Raw genomic sequence first — 15,716 nt, forward strand, 5'->3', positions numbered from 1 at the left:
ATCATACCTTTCTAATATATCTCTAGAATTTGTCTAAACTCGTCTTCCTCTATTATGGTATCAAGAGTAGCATGTGAATATTTTGATAATATTTCTCTAAGATTACTTAGCCCTATACCTCTATTTTCCCCTTTAGTAGAGAATCCTTTTTCATAAAGTTTATGTATTGGTGGAACACTACATTCAAAGGAATTAATTATAACAATCATCAGAGAACCACTTCTATTAATAAATCCTATTTTTATTTTTCCATCATTGCATGCAACTGCAGATTCAATTGCATTATCTAATAGAATTCCAATACATATACTTAAATCTATTACATCAAAATTAACTTTCTCTATTTTTTCAGCAACATCTATATCTACATTTACCCCAAGCTCTTGTGCTCTTATCACTTTAGTTAAAATTACCCCTTTAATTTCTTTAATCATAATATTATGAAGCAATCCAACTTTAGAATTTTTTTCGTTTATTTCTGTACCTAAAGGTACAATTCTATCCCGAAAATAACATTTTAATCCATTTAGATCTTCTTCTTCTATGTAAGCTGCCATTGATGATAATATATTTATATAATCATGTCTAAACTTTCTCATATCATTATATAACATCTCTAAATTTTCATTATATTCTGTAAGATCTTTTAATTGCCTTTCTCGAGTTTCAGCTGCTATTTCACTTTTTATGTTTTTATATCCAATAAACGTTATTATAATACCAACAATACAATAACTTATTGATATTACAATTCCTAAATAAATAAAATCGACTTTATCATTCGTCTCTTTCATTATATAACAATTTACTGAAAACATAAGTAAAACAATAGCGCAACTAAAAGCAACCATTAACTTATTTTTAAGAATTATTTCCTTTGTCATTCCAAATTTCTTAAGCTTCTTTTCTAAAAACTTAAACCCATTACGGATTACTTTACTAGTTAATATTGATAACAAGAAAATTATTATTCTTGAAATAATAAGTTTATTGTTGCCCATTGTAACTTTTTCATCAATAATATCAATAAAAATTGGCGAAACTAACAAATCAAGAATAAACATTATAAATAATGCAATAACTTCTGATACGAGACTGATTAAAATGCTGTTCCTTTCATATATTAAAAAAAGTAGCACCGCTAACCATAGAACTATATTTGAAAATCGACTTAATTCTAATGCAATAGCAATGCTGACTCCTCCTAAAACACAAATTTTAATCCATAACTTTCTCTTTGAAAACTTAACTAAGCCTAATTCCTTTATTGACAAAATTACAGTGATAAAAGTTATTATCCCACCTAGAATTATCATTTTATTCTACCTATCCATTTGTGTACTATAAAATTTGCGAGTTCCATTCTTTGCCTACTCTTCTTCTTGTATTAATTCTTGCATAAATTCTGGCTCATAATAAACAAAGAATAAACAATCAATGTTATCAGCCTTTTTTTCAAATTGTGACATTGCAGCATCATACATACCCTCTGCAACCTTATTTCCTACCTTTTTTAAAATACTCATAATTATTGTACCTCCTCTTAAAAACTTTATATGTTATAGGTAATATACTAATTGTCTCTGCTAAAGCAGAAATAGCAAATAGAGTCTTAATTTGATGAGAATTTAAAATCATTACTAAAGCAAACAAAAAAGTAAAAGTTACAATAGTTTTAATTTTAAATTTTTTTCTTAGCTTCTTCCCAACTAATGGTCTTGATTCTGTATCCGCTGGAGCATAAATAATATAAGCTAATAAGACCATAGCATAAATTAGATAAACTATATATATTGGTAAGGTAAAATATTTATTTACCAATCCACCTCCAATAAATATTAGAATCGATACAATAGTACAACTAATACTATTTGAAGAATGTATTCCAAATGCAAACTTACGTTGTATAGCAAAAAATGCCCATATAATAAATACTTCTTTAAAGATATTTAATAAGCAAGCTATTGCAAGTATGATAACCATTTTCGTTATATTTACATATAGTACGTATATATAGTAAACCAACTTTTTTTTGTCTAATTCGGTTATCTCTCTATTTTGTCCAACTATCTCCACTATCTTTTCGCTTATCAATTCCGGAATGCTATTTCTCTTTGCTCTTTCCTTCATATTAGTATTAAATTACCTCCCCACACTACTATATGTATATTATACATAATACTATATTTACAGTCAAATTTTACTAAAGAATTGGCTTTTTCTTTTTCCATGTAGTTATAAATTAAAATTATTGCATTTTTCATCATATCTCTAAACAGTATTCTACAGTATTTTTCATTATTTGTAAAATAATTGTCTAATGTCTCTATTTTACTACATATTTATTGATAAAAAAATTAATATATACTAAAAAGACCATAGAAATTAAAATCTCTATGGTCTTTCTAGTATATTTGCTTATTGCCATTTTACTTTTTAGCTTTTTCCAAAAGATCTCCTATGTCATAATTGGTAAATTTGTATTTTTTATTACAAAAGTGACATACTACTTCTTCTTCTTTGCCATCATCATAAATTTCTTGTAAGTCTTTTTCCCCTATACTAATTAATGCTTTTTCAATTCTCTCTCTTGAACAATCACAAAAATATTTGGGCTCATTTGCATCTTCAAGTTTCAAATCCATTCCATCAAAAACATATTCTAATATCTCTTCTATAGTTTTTCCTTCATCAATCATTGTAGTTATTGAAGGTATTTCTTCTAGCCTATACATTAATATATCTGCAAGCAACGGATCCGCACCTGGCATCATCTGAATTATAAACCCTCCAGCAGCTTTAATAGATAAATCTTTGTCAACTAATACCCCTAAAGAAACTGCTGATGGTGTTTGTTCTGAAACAGTAAAATAGTAAGTAAGATCTTCTGCAATTTCACCTGATTGAATTGGCACTTGTCCAACATACGGATCTTTAAGACCTAAATCTTTTATTACATATAATATACCTTTTGTTCCAACTGCTCCCCCTACATCTAACTTTCCTTTACTATTAAGAGGCAACTCTATAAATGGATTTCCAATAAAACCTTTAACAGAAGCATCCGAATGAGCTGTTACTGTTATTCCCTTAGCTTCTCCAGATCCATTGATTTTTAATGTAACTACTTCTTTTTCAGACTTCAAAGTTGTTCCTATTAATGCTCCTGCTGTCAGCATTCTTCCAAGTGCTGCAGCTGCTAAAGGTGTACACTCATGCACACTTGTTCCATCACTCACTAGTTCTGTAGTTATTCCCCCTATTACTCTAATCATACCATCTTTTGCTGTTCCTCTTACTATTTTGTCTTTCATAATTATACCTCCGCTTTCTTACCTACAACATATAAAACTCTTTCACTCTCATCACTGACAGCTTCATCATAATAGCCATTAAATTTACCTAAAACTCTAAATTCACATCTTTCAAGTATTTCTTCTATAAATTCTTCTTTGTATGCTCTTTCAAAATGCTCTTCTTCAAATTTCTCATATAAATCTCCATCCTTAACAAAAAAGGTTAAAAACATACTAACTATATCATCTTCTAAAACATTTTCCCAAGAATAAAACACTTTTTCTTCATTATATATATAAATGTTATTACCAAGAATATTAGTTAATTTATAATATGAATTTATATCAAAGAAAAAAACACCATCATCTTTCAAATGATCGTATACACCTTTAAAATACTTTTCTAAATCTTCACTATCTATTATGTAATTAGTTGAATCTAAAACACAACTTATCACATCAAATTTATGATTCAAGGATAACTCTGTCATATCTTGGCATATTATCTTACCTTTAATCCTATTTTCTTTAAATTTATCATATGATTCTCTTAACATATCTTCTGATAAATCTACAGCATAGGTATTTTTAAATTCTTTAGCCATTCTAATTGCTACATTACCTGTACCACATGCCAAGTCTAAATAATCTTCATGTTTTACATTATGTTTTTCCATAAGATCTTTTAACCTGTCAGCAATGTGATCATAATTCACATCTTCATTTATCAATTGATCATAAACTTTTGCAAATTCCTCATATGCCATAACTTTCCCCCATTATTAAATAATTACTCTAAATTATATTAAAGCTTATATTAACTTTAGTCAATTCATTTTCTGCCAAGGATTTCATTATTTGTTGGTATATGAAGTTCTTTTTTTCTTCTAGTCATTATCCCACCTATTCTTCCTGTTTCCTCTGCAGTAAGTCCACTCCATCCTAGAGCATCTACTTTATCTCTTAGTCCAAGTTCTTCTGCAATTTCATATTTGATTTTTTCTCTAAGCATTTCTTCTTTTGTTAATTGCTTATTACCTTTAATTTTTGCCTTAATAATCTTTTTTAGCGGTGTATTACCCACATTCTTCCCCTCCTTCTATCCTTACAAGTCTATTATTACCATTAGCGTTTCAATATATGCTACAAATTAATCACATCAAAAAAATATTCATCTTATCTCTTGATATTTAAACTATATTTATCTATATTTATTATGTATATAAAATATTTGATAATATATAAAAGAAGGTTCCTGTTATTTTACATAATGACATGAAATATGAACCTTTAACTTAGAAATTTCATATTGCTTATATTTTTAATTTACTAAGTACCACAAAAGATTATAATGTATATTATAATCGTAGAGAATAAATATTTCCTGATACTCTTAAAGTTGTATAATCATCATCAATTTCACACATAAAATTAGGCTAAGATATCTATTCTAATAACTTTACAGATTACAGGAAAACCATGCTTTATATGCATGGCTAAACTAATTATATAAAACTCAAATAGAATGGAGGATTCTAAATGTCAATATTTGAAGGTTCTGGTGTAGCTATAATTACTCCCTTTACTGAAAATGGAGTAGATTATAAAAAATTAAAAGAATTATTAAACTGGCATGTTGAAGAAGGTACAGATGCTATAATTATCTGTGGAACTACAGGCGAAGCAACTACCATGACACTAGAAGAAAAAAGAGAAACAATTAAATTTACAGTTGAAGTTATAAACAAGAGAATTCCAGTAATAGCCGGTACAGGTTCAAATAATACACTTGCTGCTATAGAAATGAGTAAATACGCTGAAAGCGTAGGCGTAGATGCTCTACTGGTAATAACACCTTATTACAATAAAACAAATTCTATTGGTTTATTTAAACATTTTGAAGCTATTAATAACGCTGTAAATATTCCAATAATTCTTTATAATGTTCCTAGTAGAACAGGTCTAAATATTACTCCTAATAACTTATTAGAGATCTCAAAGCTTTCTAATATAGTAGCAATTAAGGAAGCTAGTGGTAATATAAGTCAAATAGCTAATATGAAAGCACTTTGTAAGGATTCTATAGATATCTATTCTGGTAATGATGATCAAATTATACCTATTATGTCCCTTGGTGGCAAAGGGGTAATCTCAGTACTAGCTAATGTTATCCCAAATGATGTCCATAAAATGACTAAAGCTTATTTTGAAGGAAATCTCAAAGAAGCTTTAACTTTTCAATTAGATAATCTTGAATTGTCTAATGCTTTATTCTTAGAAACAAATCCTATCCCCGTAAAAATTGCTCTTAACATGATGGGAAAAGAAGTAGGTCCATTAAGGTTGCCTCTTTATGACATGAATCCTAGTAATAAAGAAATGTTAAAAAATACTTTAAAAAAATACAAATTAATATAAGGAGAGACATATGATTAAAATAATTTTAAACGGATGCTCAGGAAAAATGGGCAAAATGATAACTGAAACCGCTAAACAATTCGATAATTTACAAATAGTTGCTGGTATAGATAAATACCCTGCTGAACTTGGTTATCCTATATTTGAAAGCACTAAAGCTGTCAATATAGACTACGATGTTCTTTTAGACTTTTCAAGAGCTGATGCCTTAAACGACATTTTAGACTTAACCGAAAAAACTAAAAAACCTTTAGTAATATGCTCAACAGGATTTTCAAATGAGGACTTAGACTTAATTGATAAAAGAAGCAAATCACTACCTCTATTTAGATCAGCTAATATGTCTCTTGGCATAAATTTAATAAATTCTCTTTTAAAAAAGGTAGCACCTTTGCTATATGGAAACTATGATATAGAAATCGTAGAAAAACATCACAACCAAAAAGTTGATGCTCCAAGCGGTACTGCTATCCTTCTAGCTGATACTATAAAAAATTCGCTAACTGATAAAACAGAATATGTTTATGGAAGAGAAGGAAATTCTAAAAGAGCACAAAACGAAATAGGTATACATGCTGTAAGAGGAGGCTCTATAGTTGGTGACCACGATGTTATATTTGCTGGTACTGGCGAAGTTATCGAGTTAACTCATAAAGCAATTTCAAGAGAAGTTTTTGCAGTAGGTGCACTTAAAGCTTGCGAATACATGAGCACTATAACAAATCCTGGTCTTTATAATATGGATGATGTTATAGGATTATAAAATTCATAGAATATCTTCTTTTTAATTGTAAATACTATTTTATAGATTACATTAAGGAGGGTATACTAATATGACAAAGGATAGTCAACCTGATAATAAAAAGGCACGAATGGAAAAGTGCAACCATCAAACACCACTTACAGATGAGGAAGCTAAAAATCATAATAGAAATGATAAAAGACAATCTATTAAGACTGAAGGCTTTCAAAGTGATCATATCAATTAATAAAAAGCTGTCTATATATAGGCAGCTCTTATTTATTTAATTATTTCTTCGATTTTTTGCAAATTTTCATAAGACAAACATAATTATATATAGAGAAGTGATTATGGAGGTCCATATTATGAATTGTAATTTATCCGATCCTTTTGAAATTGCAAGATATATAAAAGAATCTAAAAAGACAACTCCAGTTAAAGTTTACGTGAATGGTGATTTAAGCAATGCTGACTTAAGCCATACCGAATGGTATGGATCAAAAGGATTTTATATTTTGATAGGAGAATGTAATATAATAACACCTATTATTTTAAATAATAAACACTTAATTAGACACTTTCGTATAGAAAATGATAGAAGGAATTCAGCTATACCCATGTTAGATTTACTAGAATTAGATGCTAGAATTGAGCCAGGGGCAATTATTAGAAATTTCGTAAAAATTGGTCGTAATGCTGTAATCATGATGGGAGCCGTAATTAATATAGGTGCAGAAATAGGCGAAGGGGCAATGATAGATATGAATGCTGTCATTGGTGCCAGAGGAAAAATAGGCAAACGTGTCCATGTAGGTGCTGGCGCTGTTATAGCAGGTGTTCTTGAACCACCTAGTCTTTCTCCTTGTATTATATGTGATGATGTTATGATAGGTGCTAATGCCGTTATACTAGAAGGAGTAACCATAGGTTATGGCGCTGTTGTAGCAGCAGGTGCTGTTGTAACTAAAAACGTCCCTCCAGGAATTTTAGTAGCAGGTGTCCCTGCCAAAATTATTAAAAAAGTTGATATTGAAACACGTCGCAAAACTGAACAACTAAAAGATTTAAGAGATTGATACATAAAAAGCAGCTATAAAAGCTGCTTTTAAAAATTAATTAATTTATTCTTATGTGGTTTATATACTTCATTTTGTTTAGTTTAATTTAATTTATATAATAGCAAATTCTACACTGCTCCAGCTTCATCTTGTGACGCTGAATCCTCTTTTGAAACTTTCTCCATTTTAGAAATAGACACTTCATAAGCAATCTTTTTAATTGCTTCAGTTTCGGAAATCTTCTTTTGATATTCTCTGCTTTGAAGCCTTCCCCAAACTCTTATATTATCTCCAACACTTAAAGTCTGACAAAATCTAGAATTTCTTCCCCACGCAATAGTTGGAATATAGTCCGACTTATTATATGCTCTATTTACTGCTAATAACACATCAGCTATCTCCCTTCCAAATGGGGTTGTCCTGTATACAGGTTCCTTACATATAAATCCATCTAAGTAAATTTCATTTGGATTCTTACTTCTTTCAATGCATGGTTCTATGTTTCTAGCAAAAACTGTTAATATAAGTTTATTAGATCCATCCATAAACTTGTTATATGATCTTAGTTGTCCCTCTACTATAACTTCATTTCCAATAGTTAAATCTAATTCACTTAATAACCTTTCAGAAACAGTAATATTTAACAAATCTACTGAATCGCTTAATCTCATAACCTCAATATTGAAGCTATAAAATCCTTCCCCATACATTTCATGACTGAACTCAAGTTCAGATGCTATCTTTCCTTCAAGATATATTTTGTTATTTAACATTAAATTATCCATTTGTAACCCCTCTCTCCCTTGGTAATAACTTAATTCAAAATAAAGAAGACCCCCACAAGTACATATTTCCATTATAATACATTTTAACATTAGTTTTCAATATAATTTGAAATTATTTTCTATATTGGATACCATTTTCGTCTATATAATAATTTTCATATAGAATTAATCGTCCTACAGTTTCAAAAGAATACCCCTCACTTTTTAATTCTCTAATAATCCTATCTAGATTTTGAGGAGTATATTTAGCATTATTATGAAAAAGTACGATAGATCCTGATTTTACATTTTTTTTAACCTTATTATATTCAACATCAACTCCCTGTTCCCTCCAATCAACCGAATCTGTATCCCATTGAATCGGTATATATCCTGCTGACCAAACGGTTCTACATGCTTTTTTATTGTAATCTCCACTAGGAAATCTAAAAAGTTTTGGCTTTTCACCTATAGCATTTTCAATAGTTTCACTTGTTTTCTTAAGTTCTTCTAACATCCTTGCTTCTGAAATACTACTAAACATTGGATGTTTATAACTATGATTTCCGATTTCATGACCCCTTTCATGAATTAACTTTAGTTTTGTTAAGTTTTCCTCACTATAATTTACCCAACCTCCCATTATAAAAAATGTTGCTTTTACATTATATTTATCCAAAATATCTAATATGCTATTAAGGTAATCCTTCTCAGCCCAATTTATATCAAAGCTTATAGCTATAACTTTTTCTTCTTTATTTACTGAATATATAGGAAGTTCACATACTTCACTTGAAACCTTTTTGTTTGCATTTTGGAATAAATATGATGCCCCTATTAAAACAAATATTAACAATATAGATAAAATTGTCTTAATCCATCTCCATTTCACCTCTAAGACTCCTACTATTTCTATATTTAAATTTATATTCACTTATCAACTTTTTATGATATAATAATTTCGTATACTTTCACAGGAGATGGAGGTTGTTATATGTTTGAAAATTCGGCAGAACTTGCGGAAAACAAATTATTACTTTTATATATTTTAAGTGAATTAAAAACACCAATTTCTAATACACAACTTACTGAAATAGTTCTTGAAAATAATTTCATAAATTATTTCACCTTACAACAATATATTAGTGAGCTTGAACTATCTAAGTTTATATCTTATAAAAATATAAACGAAAAAAAACTTTTAATTTTAACCGAAAAAGGAGAAAATGTTCTATCCTTGTTTAATGACAGACTTTCTCCTTCAAAAATAGCTATATTCGATAATTATATAAAAGATAAGATTGATTTGATAAAAAAAGAATTAACTATTCAAAGTGATTATACTATAGCAAAAAATGATAGTTTTTTAGTTGATCTTAAAGCTCTTGAAGATAATTTAACACTTATGGAGTTAAAATTATCCGTTCCTACAAGAAAACAAGCTGTCTCTCTTTGCTCAAAGTGGCAAGAGAACCCATCTGATTTATATAATAAAATTATTAATCTACTGTTTTCTGAGGATAATCAACAAGAATCATAGCATTAGGCTCTTTGCCTACTGTTATGGTTTTAATTATTCTTTCCTTTAAATTAAGTTTTATAACTTTTCCATTCATATTATTCCCAATAAAAATATCTTCTTTATATTTTATAATCCCTCTAGGCATTCCACCTACAAAAATTTTTTTAATTTCTCTCTCTTTTTTTAAATCTACTATACTTAAATATCCCTCAGAAAAATTTGTAATATATAATCTTTCATCCTCTTCAAAAATATCAACAGGACTTCCACCTACTTTTATACGTTTAACTATTTCATTGCTATCTGTAGATATTACAGATATATATCCATCTATGTCCATTCCGAGATAACTTTCACAAAGGTATAACTTTTTCTTATCCTTAGATAGTAAAATCTTTGTTGGATACTCTGGTGCTTTTATATTATCTATGGCCCTATTCTTTAAGCAATCTATGACAGTTATAGAGTGTCCTTCCATATTACTTATATATGCAATATCTTTTTCTGGATAAATTTCTATACTGTGTGGAAATGCTCTAGCTCCAAGAAATACCTCACATATCATACTTTCCTTATTTAAATCTACTACAACCAATGAATTAGATTCGCCACAAAGCACATAAGCCTTGTCCTTAAATACCTTTACATCATTTGGATGAGCACCTACGTGAATATTCTTTATTTCTTTATTAGCCATTAAACTAAAAATAGAAATACTATTGCTATAATTATTTGTAGTTATAATATTTCCGTTATAATAATCAATTCCATGAGGTCCAACAGGCTTTTCTCCTAATTCTAAGGGTAGACTTTCAACTGAATAATCCTTCAAGTTAATTTTACTTAATGTATCACCAGCTGTATTACATACAAAAATATATTTCATCTTTTTAACCCCCTTTAGAAAAACCTTTTGTACTTATAATATATGTGAAACCCCAACTAGTGGGACAACTTTCAGTTAATATTTCACTTTATTTATTTTCAATATAAGCATATAATATAATTACACTTAGACAATGGAGGAGGGTGCATTATGTACACTTACAAGACCAAAGGAACATGTTCCACAGAAATCAACTTTGAAGTTGAAGACAACATAATTAAGGAAGTAAACTTCATTAGAGGTTGCTCAGGTAATTTACAAGGTATCTCAGCATTAATTAAAGGTATGAATGTTGATGATGCTATAGATAAGTTAGAAGGAATTGACTGTAAAGGTAAAGGTACTTCTTGTCCTGACCAATTAGCTAAAGCCTTAAAAGAGTGGAAAAATAAATAAATACTAAAACAAGCTATCATAAAGAAGTTAATACTTCTATTTTGATAGCTTGTTTTAGTAATTTTCTTAGCCGCCATTTTTTCAGCATATTCTTATATTCTTATATTCTTATATTCTTAAGAATATATATGGTAATATTCCTTTTTCATGCTATAATACTTTATTACAAATCTCTCTTATTTTTTTTCTCATATCTCCTATCATATAAAGGGAGCCACTTACAAGAATCAGATCATCTTTATCAGCTTCCTGGAGTGCCAGAGTCAAAGCTTCATTATACCCTTCCATAGCAACACAATTGCTATTATACTTCATAGCAACCTTTTTCAAATCAACAGCAAGTTCTGCTCTATCACTATGGGGAGTAAGAGCATATACTTTCCTTGCCATAGGTGCTATAACCTTTACCATTTCTTCTACTTGTTTATCTGCTAATATTCCTAAAAGCAAATAAATATTTTTATATTTCAAATACTTTTTTACATTAACACTTAATTGACTTATACCTTGGATATTATGTGCTCCATCTATTACTATTAAAGGATTCCTAGACATTATTTCAAACCTTCCAATCCATTTAACCTTCTCTATAGATTTTTTTATTTCTTCTTCTACTATTTCTAAATTTTCCTTTTTACAAATCACTTCATATGCCTTAAGGGCTACTAAAAGATTAGTTATTTGATGTGCTCCAAGTAATGGTAATTTTAAATCAATAGTCTGTTCTTTAAAATTAACTTGTACATGTTGATAGATTTTATTTTCATCTAATATATCTATTAATACTCCATCCTTGTAGTCTACATTATAAATTGTAGAATTCATCTCCTTAGCTTTATTATAAATAGCCATATAAGCTTCTTCTTCCTGAGGATAAGTTACTACTGGAGTATTGCTTTTAATTATCCCTGCTTTTTCACAAGCTATTTCAGAAAGTGTATTTCCTAGTAGATTAGTATGATCAAAACTAATAGATGCTATTACACTTACTATTGGCATAATAACATTTGTAGAGTCTAACCTTCCTCCAAGACCTACCTCTATAACTCCATAATCAACATTTTCTTCATAGAAGTACAAAAACATTAAGCAAGTTATTATTTCAAATTCAGTAGGATGGCTAAACCCTTCCTCTATAACCTTATCTACAGCAATTTTAACCTTATCCATTAAGTATCCTAATCTCTCTTTAGGTATATTATCACCATTTATTTGAATTCTTTCTTCAAATTCCTCTAGATATGGTGAAGTATACATACCTACCTTATACCCCTTTCCTCTAAGAAGAGAAGTTATCATCGCTGTAATAGACCCTTTTCCATTAGTGCCTGCTATATGTATAAGTTTAAGTTCTTTCTGTGGATTACCAAGTAGTTCTAATAATTTATATGTTCTCTCTAATCCATAATTTGATCCAAAGTTTCCAACCTGTTTTATATAATTCATAGCCTCTTTATATTTCATTACTTATCATCCTATTCATTTTAATTAATATCTATATTATAAGATAGAAAAAAAATAAGTCAAACGCAATGACCTTTGCATTTGACTTGTACTAAATTACTTTTATATAGATCTTGAAACAATTTCTTTAAACTTGCTTGAACAGTCTTGCATTTGTCCATATAAGTCATAAGAAACTTCTGATTGAGAACTAGCATAGATATAATCCTTAATCATAATAATTACTACCACTGGTTCAATAAATGTAGCAGATATTATTGCCCATAATAAAATAGCTACTATTATACCTATAAAAAATCCTTTTGAATGCATAAGTGGAGTTAAGAAACCTATTATTAAAAATAACATAAATGCTTTTATAGCCACTACTCCAATTGCAACCTTAGCACTAGCTTTAAAAATAGCTTTCCAGTTTTGTACATATAGTACTATTCCATCTGCTGTCTTTTTCCATACATTACTTTCATCATTCTTTATATAAATATATGCCATTACTGCTTCATCAACATAATTTGTTACAGTCTTAATAAAGAACTTTACGATCCACATGAATGTTCCAATCCCAGGAATAAAATCCAAGAAATCTTCTACTCTATTTAAAACAGACAACCCTTGATTTGTAGCACCTCTAATTAAACTATCAAAACCAAAACCAACATTAGTTGTTATAAAGTTTTCTTTAACAGTTCTCTTTGCATACTCAACTTGTCCTTCCTCAGGTAAACATCCATAAGCCATATAATATGCTATTACAGAAACATGTCCAGCTTTTATTAAATACATAACCCAGTGATTTATGAAATATACCACTGCCATTACTGCTATTACTGCTATAAAAGTAAATATTGTTGGATCAAATCTACCATGAGTCATTTTTCTCAATGCTGCCCCTATACCAAAAAATATTCCAAATACTAAGAATGCTATTACTCCCTTTAGAATATTTGCTCCCATTCTTACCATGATCATAGGCATCGTCTTAGTCAATATTTCCATAGTACTTCTATTTTTCATATCTTCGTTCATTAATTACACTCCTCAATTTTTACATTCTATATAAAATTATATACCATTATCAACTGGGAAATGCTCCCAAGTAATATTGCTACGGCAAAAGGAAATCTTCCATTCCCTTTTTCATAATCTACCATGCTTTTACTCAATATTAAATTAAATAAAAAGCTGAAAAGATACTTAATTCTTTTCAAAAAATTTTTTCTAATTAATATAAGTATTATTGATACAATTCCCCCTGCTATGAAGGAATATATAATATTATTCAATAAAAATTGCCATCCCATTAAAAATCCTATAGTTGAAAATAATTTAATATCACCTGCTCCAAACATCTTAAATATAAACAGCGGTGCAAATACTATTATAGGAATAATCCCTCCAATTAAGGAATCCACTCCTCTACCTAAACCTCCAAATATAAAATTCAATAATAGTCCACCTATAACAAAAGGCAATAATACCACATTATATATCTTATTGTTTCTAACATCTGTAACAAAACAAATAACCACCAATAACACTAAAATTCCTTTTATAAAAATCTCCAAAACAACCTCCTACTGTAACACATTTACCAAAATACACGCTATTAAAATAAATGGCACAAAAGGCATTTCTTTTTTTCTATTTTTAAAACTTTTAATTAAATAAAATACTCCTATAATAGCTACAAATAATGAAGCTAAAAATAAAACCATCAAGATTCCATCTAAGCCATAATATAGTGATAATATTGACAATAAAATTGCATCACCATAACCTAATGCTTCATTAGTAAATTTACTTAATAAAAACACTACGATTGATATCACTAAAAAAGCTATACCAACGTTTATTAAATTATCTTTGTTTATTACAAATACTGACGCTACACTTACTACTGCTAACATAATTATCACTTTGTTTGATACTACCTTTTCTTTAATATCAACTAATGCTAAAGCAAATAATAAGAATGTAACTATACTATCAAAAATTAATTTTATACCAGGTTCTTCATAATAAGTTAATACCCCTATTAAAATAACTAGAATAATACCCTGTAAATATGTAAACTTATTCTTCAAAACGCTAAAATTAATTTTTTTATCTTTTATACTACTTTCTATTACTCCATAGAAAAGCCATAGTATTAATGCTCCTATGAGAAGAAAATATGGTGACATGTTCCCACCTCCTTTGTTTATTTGCCATCTCCACCTTCACTTGAATTATTACTTCATTTGTCTCCGATCCAAGCCTTTACACGAGCTTTATGTTTCATGTGAAAAACCTTCTTAGATATTAAAGGAAATGGCACCTTCACGTTATACTGAACTTGAATTACTATATCTTCACCGTTATTAAAGGTTGTCCCCTCAAAGTTTAAAGCGTCCTTTACATTAGATACCTTATTGCCACCAGCATCTACTAAATTCATCTTACCTAATTTATCTTCAGAGGATTCCTTATCATTCCCTAAGTCCATTAGAAATAAATATTTCGAAATATTCTCACAAACTGCTGCTGCAGCTTTATCTTTATAAGAATTACCTATAGCACATAAAATCATTATCCCTTCTTTTCCAGGGTTATCTTTAACAGTATTCATTAAGTTTCCTAAATCACTACTACCTTGCATTTGTGCATTAATCTCAGCAATATCTCCCATTTGAACATCTTCTTGTGTTTGTATTTTATTAAACTTAGAAAGTGCTTCTAAAACTACCTTTTTTTGTTCTTCAACTTTATCTGCTGAATCACCCATAGCAGTACTTGCAGAACTTGCTATATCCTTTAATCCTGATCTTTCATAAAGATATGAATATTCACTAATATTATTAGCAGTATGACTTAATGAATTTTTCATAGTTTCATCAATATATACAAGCCTCATTATAAAGGCTAAAGTAAGCATTGCTAAAGCAAATATTGGCACTACTAATGCTGCTTCTACGGTTATAGATCCTTTATTTCTTTTAAACATCCTCGTAAATCACCTAATCTTTATATCAAATTTGAATCCAATTCTTGAATTCGAATTATTGTCTTCTTTTATCGTGCTTTTCTTTGAAGCCGATTCATAAGCTTCATCTCTGCTACAACTAACTATTGCAAATGTTGCTATAATCAGTAGCAATACCCCTAATATATTTTTCTTTTTCACCATTTCC

General features: G+C 28.9%; 21 protein-coding genes. 6 read left to right on the forward strand and 15 right to left on the reverse strand.

The genetic code is table 11. The features are described from left to right. Positions 1-11: 11 nt before the first annotated feature. The 6 genes from FAY47_RS01200 to FAY47_RS01220 form a co-directional block, all read right to left on the reverse strand. The gene (locus FAY47_RS01200; RefSeq protein WP_207706207.1) at positions 12-1,274 is read right to left on the reverse strand and encodes a GHKL domain-containing protein; all 1,263 of its coding nucleotides are present in this window, start codon (positions 1,272-1,274) and stop codon (positions 12-14) included. Between the two features lie 96 nt (positions 1,275-1,370). Next, positions 1,371-1,526: a hypothetical protein gene (locus FAY47_RS20120; RefSeq protein WP_185966680.1), complete on the reverse strand. Its 156-nt coding sequence runs from the start codon at positions 1,524-1,526 to the stop codon at positions 1,371-1,373. Beyond that, positions 1,498-2,130 carry an accessory gene regulator B family protein gene (locus FAY47_RS01205; RefSeq protein WP_143314574.1) on the reverse strand — a complete coding sequence of 211 codons (633 nt, stop codon included), beginning with the start codon at positions 2,128-2,130 and terminating at the stop codon, positions 1,498-1,500. Before FAY47_RS01205 ends, FAY47_RS20120 begins: the two co-directional genes overlap by 29 nt. A 299-nt stretch (positions 2,131-2,429) precedes the next feature. Next, positions 2,430-3,314, reverse strand: coding sequence for an Hsp33 family molecular chaperone HslO (gene hslO / locus FAY47_RS01210; RefSeq protein ID WP_143314575.1), 885 nt, complete (start codon positions 3,312-3,314; stop codon positions 2,430-2,432). A gap of 2 nt (positions 3,315-3,316) precedes the next feature. Further along, positions 3,317-4,063, reverse strand: coding sequence for a class I SAM-dependent methyltransferase (locus FAY47_RS01215; protein WP_143314576.1), 747 nt, complete (start codon positions 4,061-4,063; stop codon positions 3,317-3,319). A gap of 65 nt (positions 4,064-4,128) precedes the next feature. Further along, entirely contained in the window at positions 4,129-4,380 is a 252-nt protein-coding gene (locus tag FAY47_RS01220; RefSeq protein WP_143314577.1) for a small, acid-soluble spore protein, alpha/beta type, read from the reverse strand. A gap of 455 nt (positions 4,381-4,835) precedes the next feature. Between FAY47_RS01220 and dapA the strand changes: the two genes are divergently transcribed. The 4 genes from dapA (at position 4,836) to dapD (ending at position 7,532) form a co-directional block, all read left to right on the forward strand. Further along, positions 4,836-5,714, forward strand: a complete 879-nt coding sequence (gene dapA, locus FAY47_RS01225) for a 4-hydroxy-tetrahydrodipicolinate synthase (RefSeq protein ID WP_143314578.1) — start codon at positions 4,836-4,838, stop codon at positions 5,712-5,714. 10 nt (positions 5,715-5,724) lie between these two features. Next, a complete protein-coding gene (dapB, locus tag FAY47_RS01230) occupies positions 5,725-6,477 on the forward strand; it encodes a 4-hydroxy-tetrahydrodipicolinate reductase (protein WP_143314579.1) in 753 nt (250 codons plus the stop codon). Between the two features lie 70 nt (positions 6,478-6,547). Beyond that, positions 6,548-6,703 carry a hypothetical protein gene (locus FAY47_RS20125; protein WP_185966681.1) on the forward strand — a complete coding sequence of 52 codons (156 nt, stop codon included), beginning with the start codon at positions 6,548-6,550 and terminating at the stop codon, positions 6,701-6,703. 118 nt (positions 6,704-6,821) lie between these two features. Next, positions 6,822-7,532, forward strand: a complete 711-nt coding sequence (gene dapD, locus FAY47_RS01235; protein WP_143314580.1) for a 2,3,4,5-tetrahydropyridine-2,6-dicarboxylate N-acetyltransferase — start codon at positions 6,822-6,824, stop codon at positions 7,530-7,532. A gap of 110 nt (positions 7,533-7,642) precedes the next feature. Here the strand turns inward: dapD and FAY47_RS01240 are convergent, their stop codons facing one another. Together FAY47_RS01240 and FAY47_RS01245 are read right to left on the reverse strand one after the other, a co-directional pair. Beyond that, complete coding sequence (locus FAY47_RS01240; RefSeq protein WP_143314581.1) at positions 7,643-8,299, reverse strand: single-stranded DNA-binding protein; 657 nt, start codon at positions 8,297-8,299, stop codon at positions 7,643-7,645. A gap of 112 nt (positions 8,300-8,411) precedes the next feature. Beyond that, on the reverse strand, positions 8,412-9,170 hold the full coding sequence (locus FAY47_RS01245; RefSeq protein WP_143314582.1) for a polysaccharide deacetylase family protein: 759 nt from the start codon (positions 9,168-9,170) through the stop codon (positions 8,412-8,414). A gap of 102 nt (positions 9,171-9,272) precedes the next feature. Here FAY47_RS01245 and FAY47_RS01250 point away from each other — a divergent pair, with 102 nt between their 5' ends. Next, positions 9,273-9,818: a DUF4364 family protein gene (locus FAY47_RS01250; protein ID WP_143314583.1), complete on the forward strand. Its 546-nt coding sequence runs from the start codon at positions 9,273-9,275 to the stop codon at positions 9,816-9,818. Here the strand turns inward: FAY47_RS01250 and FAY47_RS01255 are convergent. Continuing rightward, positions 9,778-10,686, reverse strand: a complete 909-nt coding sequence (locus tag FAY47_RS01255; RefSeq protein ID WP_143314584.1) for a YncE family protein — start codon at positions 10,684-10,686, stop codon at positions 9,778-9,780. The two genes, FAY47_RS01250 and FAY47_RS01255, sit on opposite strands and share 41 nt — an antisense overlap. Before the next feature lie 150 nt (positions 10,687-10,836). Between FAY47_RS01255 and FAY47_RS01260 the strand changes: the two genes are divergently transcribed. Continuing rightward, complete coding sequence (locus FAY47_RS01260) at positions 10,837-11,082, forward strand: TIGR03905 family TSCPD domain-containing protein (RefSeq protein WP_143314585.1); 246 nt, start codon at positions 10,837-10,839, stop codon at positions 11,080-11,082. A 150-nt stretch (positions 11,083-11,232) separates the two neighbouring features. Here the strand turns inward: FAY47_RS01260 and FAY47_RS01265 are convergent, their stop codons facing one another. From FAY47_RS01265 to FAY47_RS20130, 6 genes are all read right to left on the reverse strand, one after another. Next, positions 11,233-12,546, reverse strand: coding sequence for a folylpolyglutamate synthase/dihydrofolate synthase family protein (locus tag FAY47_RS01265; protein WP_143314586.1), 1,314 nt, complete (start codon positions 12,544-12,546; stop codon positions 11,233-11,235). Positions 12,547-12,648: 102 nt separating this feature from the next. Next, complete coding sequence (locus tag FAY47_RS01270; RefSeq protein ID WP_143314587.1) at positions 12,649-13,572, reverse strand: hypothetical protein; 924 nt, start codon at positions 13,570-13,572, stop codon at positions 12,649-12,651. A gap of 26 nt (positions 13,573-13,598) precedes the next feature. Further along, positions 13,599-14,111, reverse strand: a complete 513-nt coding sequence (locus FAY47_RS01275; RefSeq protein WP_143314588.1) for a prepilin peptidase — start codon at positions 14,109-14,111, stop codon at positions 13,599-13,601. 9 nt (positions 14,112-14,120) lie between these two features. Next, positions 14,121-14,729: a prepilin peptidase gene (locus FAY47_RS01280; protein WP_143314589.1), complete on the reverse strand. Its 609-nt coding sequence runs from the start codon at positions 14,727-14,729 to the stop codon at positions 14,121-14,123. Positions 14,730-14,782: 53 nt separating this feature from the next. Next, the gene (locus tag FAY47_RS01285) at positions 14,783-15,529 is read right to left on the reverse strand and encodes a TadE family protein (protein WP_143314590.1); all 747 of its coding nucleotides are present in this window, start codon (positions 15,527-15,529) and stop codon (positions 14,783-14,785) included. Between the two features lie 9 nt (positions 15,530-15,538). Continuing rightward, a complete protein-coding gene (locus FAY47_RS20130; protein ID WP_185966682.1) occupies positions 15,539-15,709 on the reverse strand; it encodes a hypothetical protein in 171 nt (56 codons plus the stop codon). Positions 15,710-15,716: the final 7 nt, after the last annotated feature.

This window comes from Clostridium sp. HBUAS56017 (genome assembly GCF_007115085.1).
Taxonomy (GTDB): domain Bacteria; phylum Bacillota; class Clostridia; order Clostridiales; family Clostridiaceae; genus Clostridium; species Clostridium cibarium.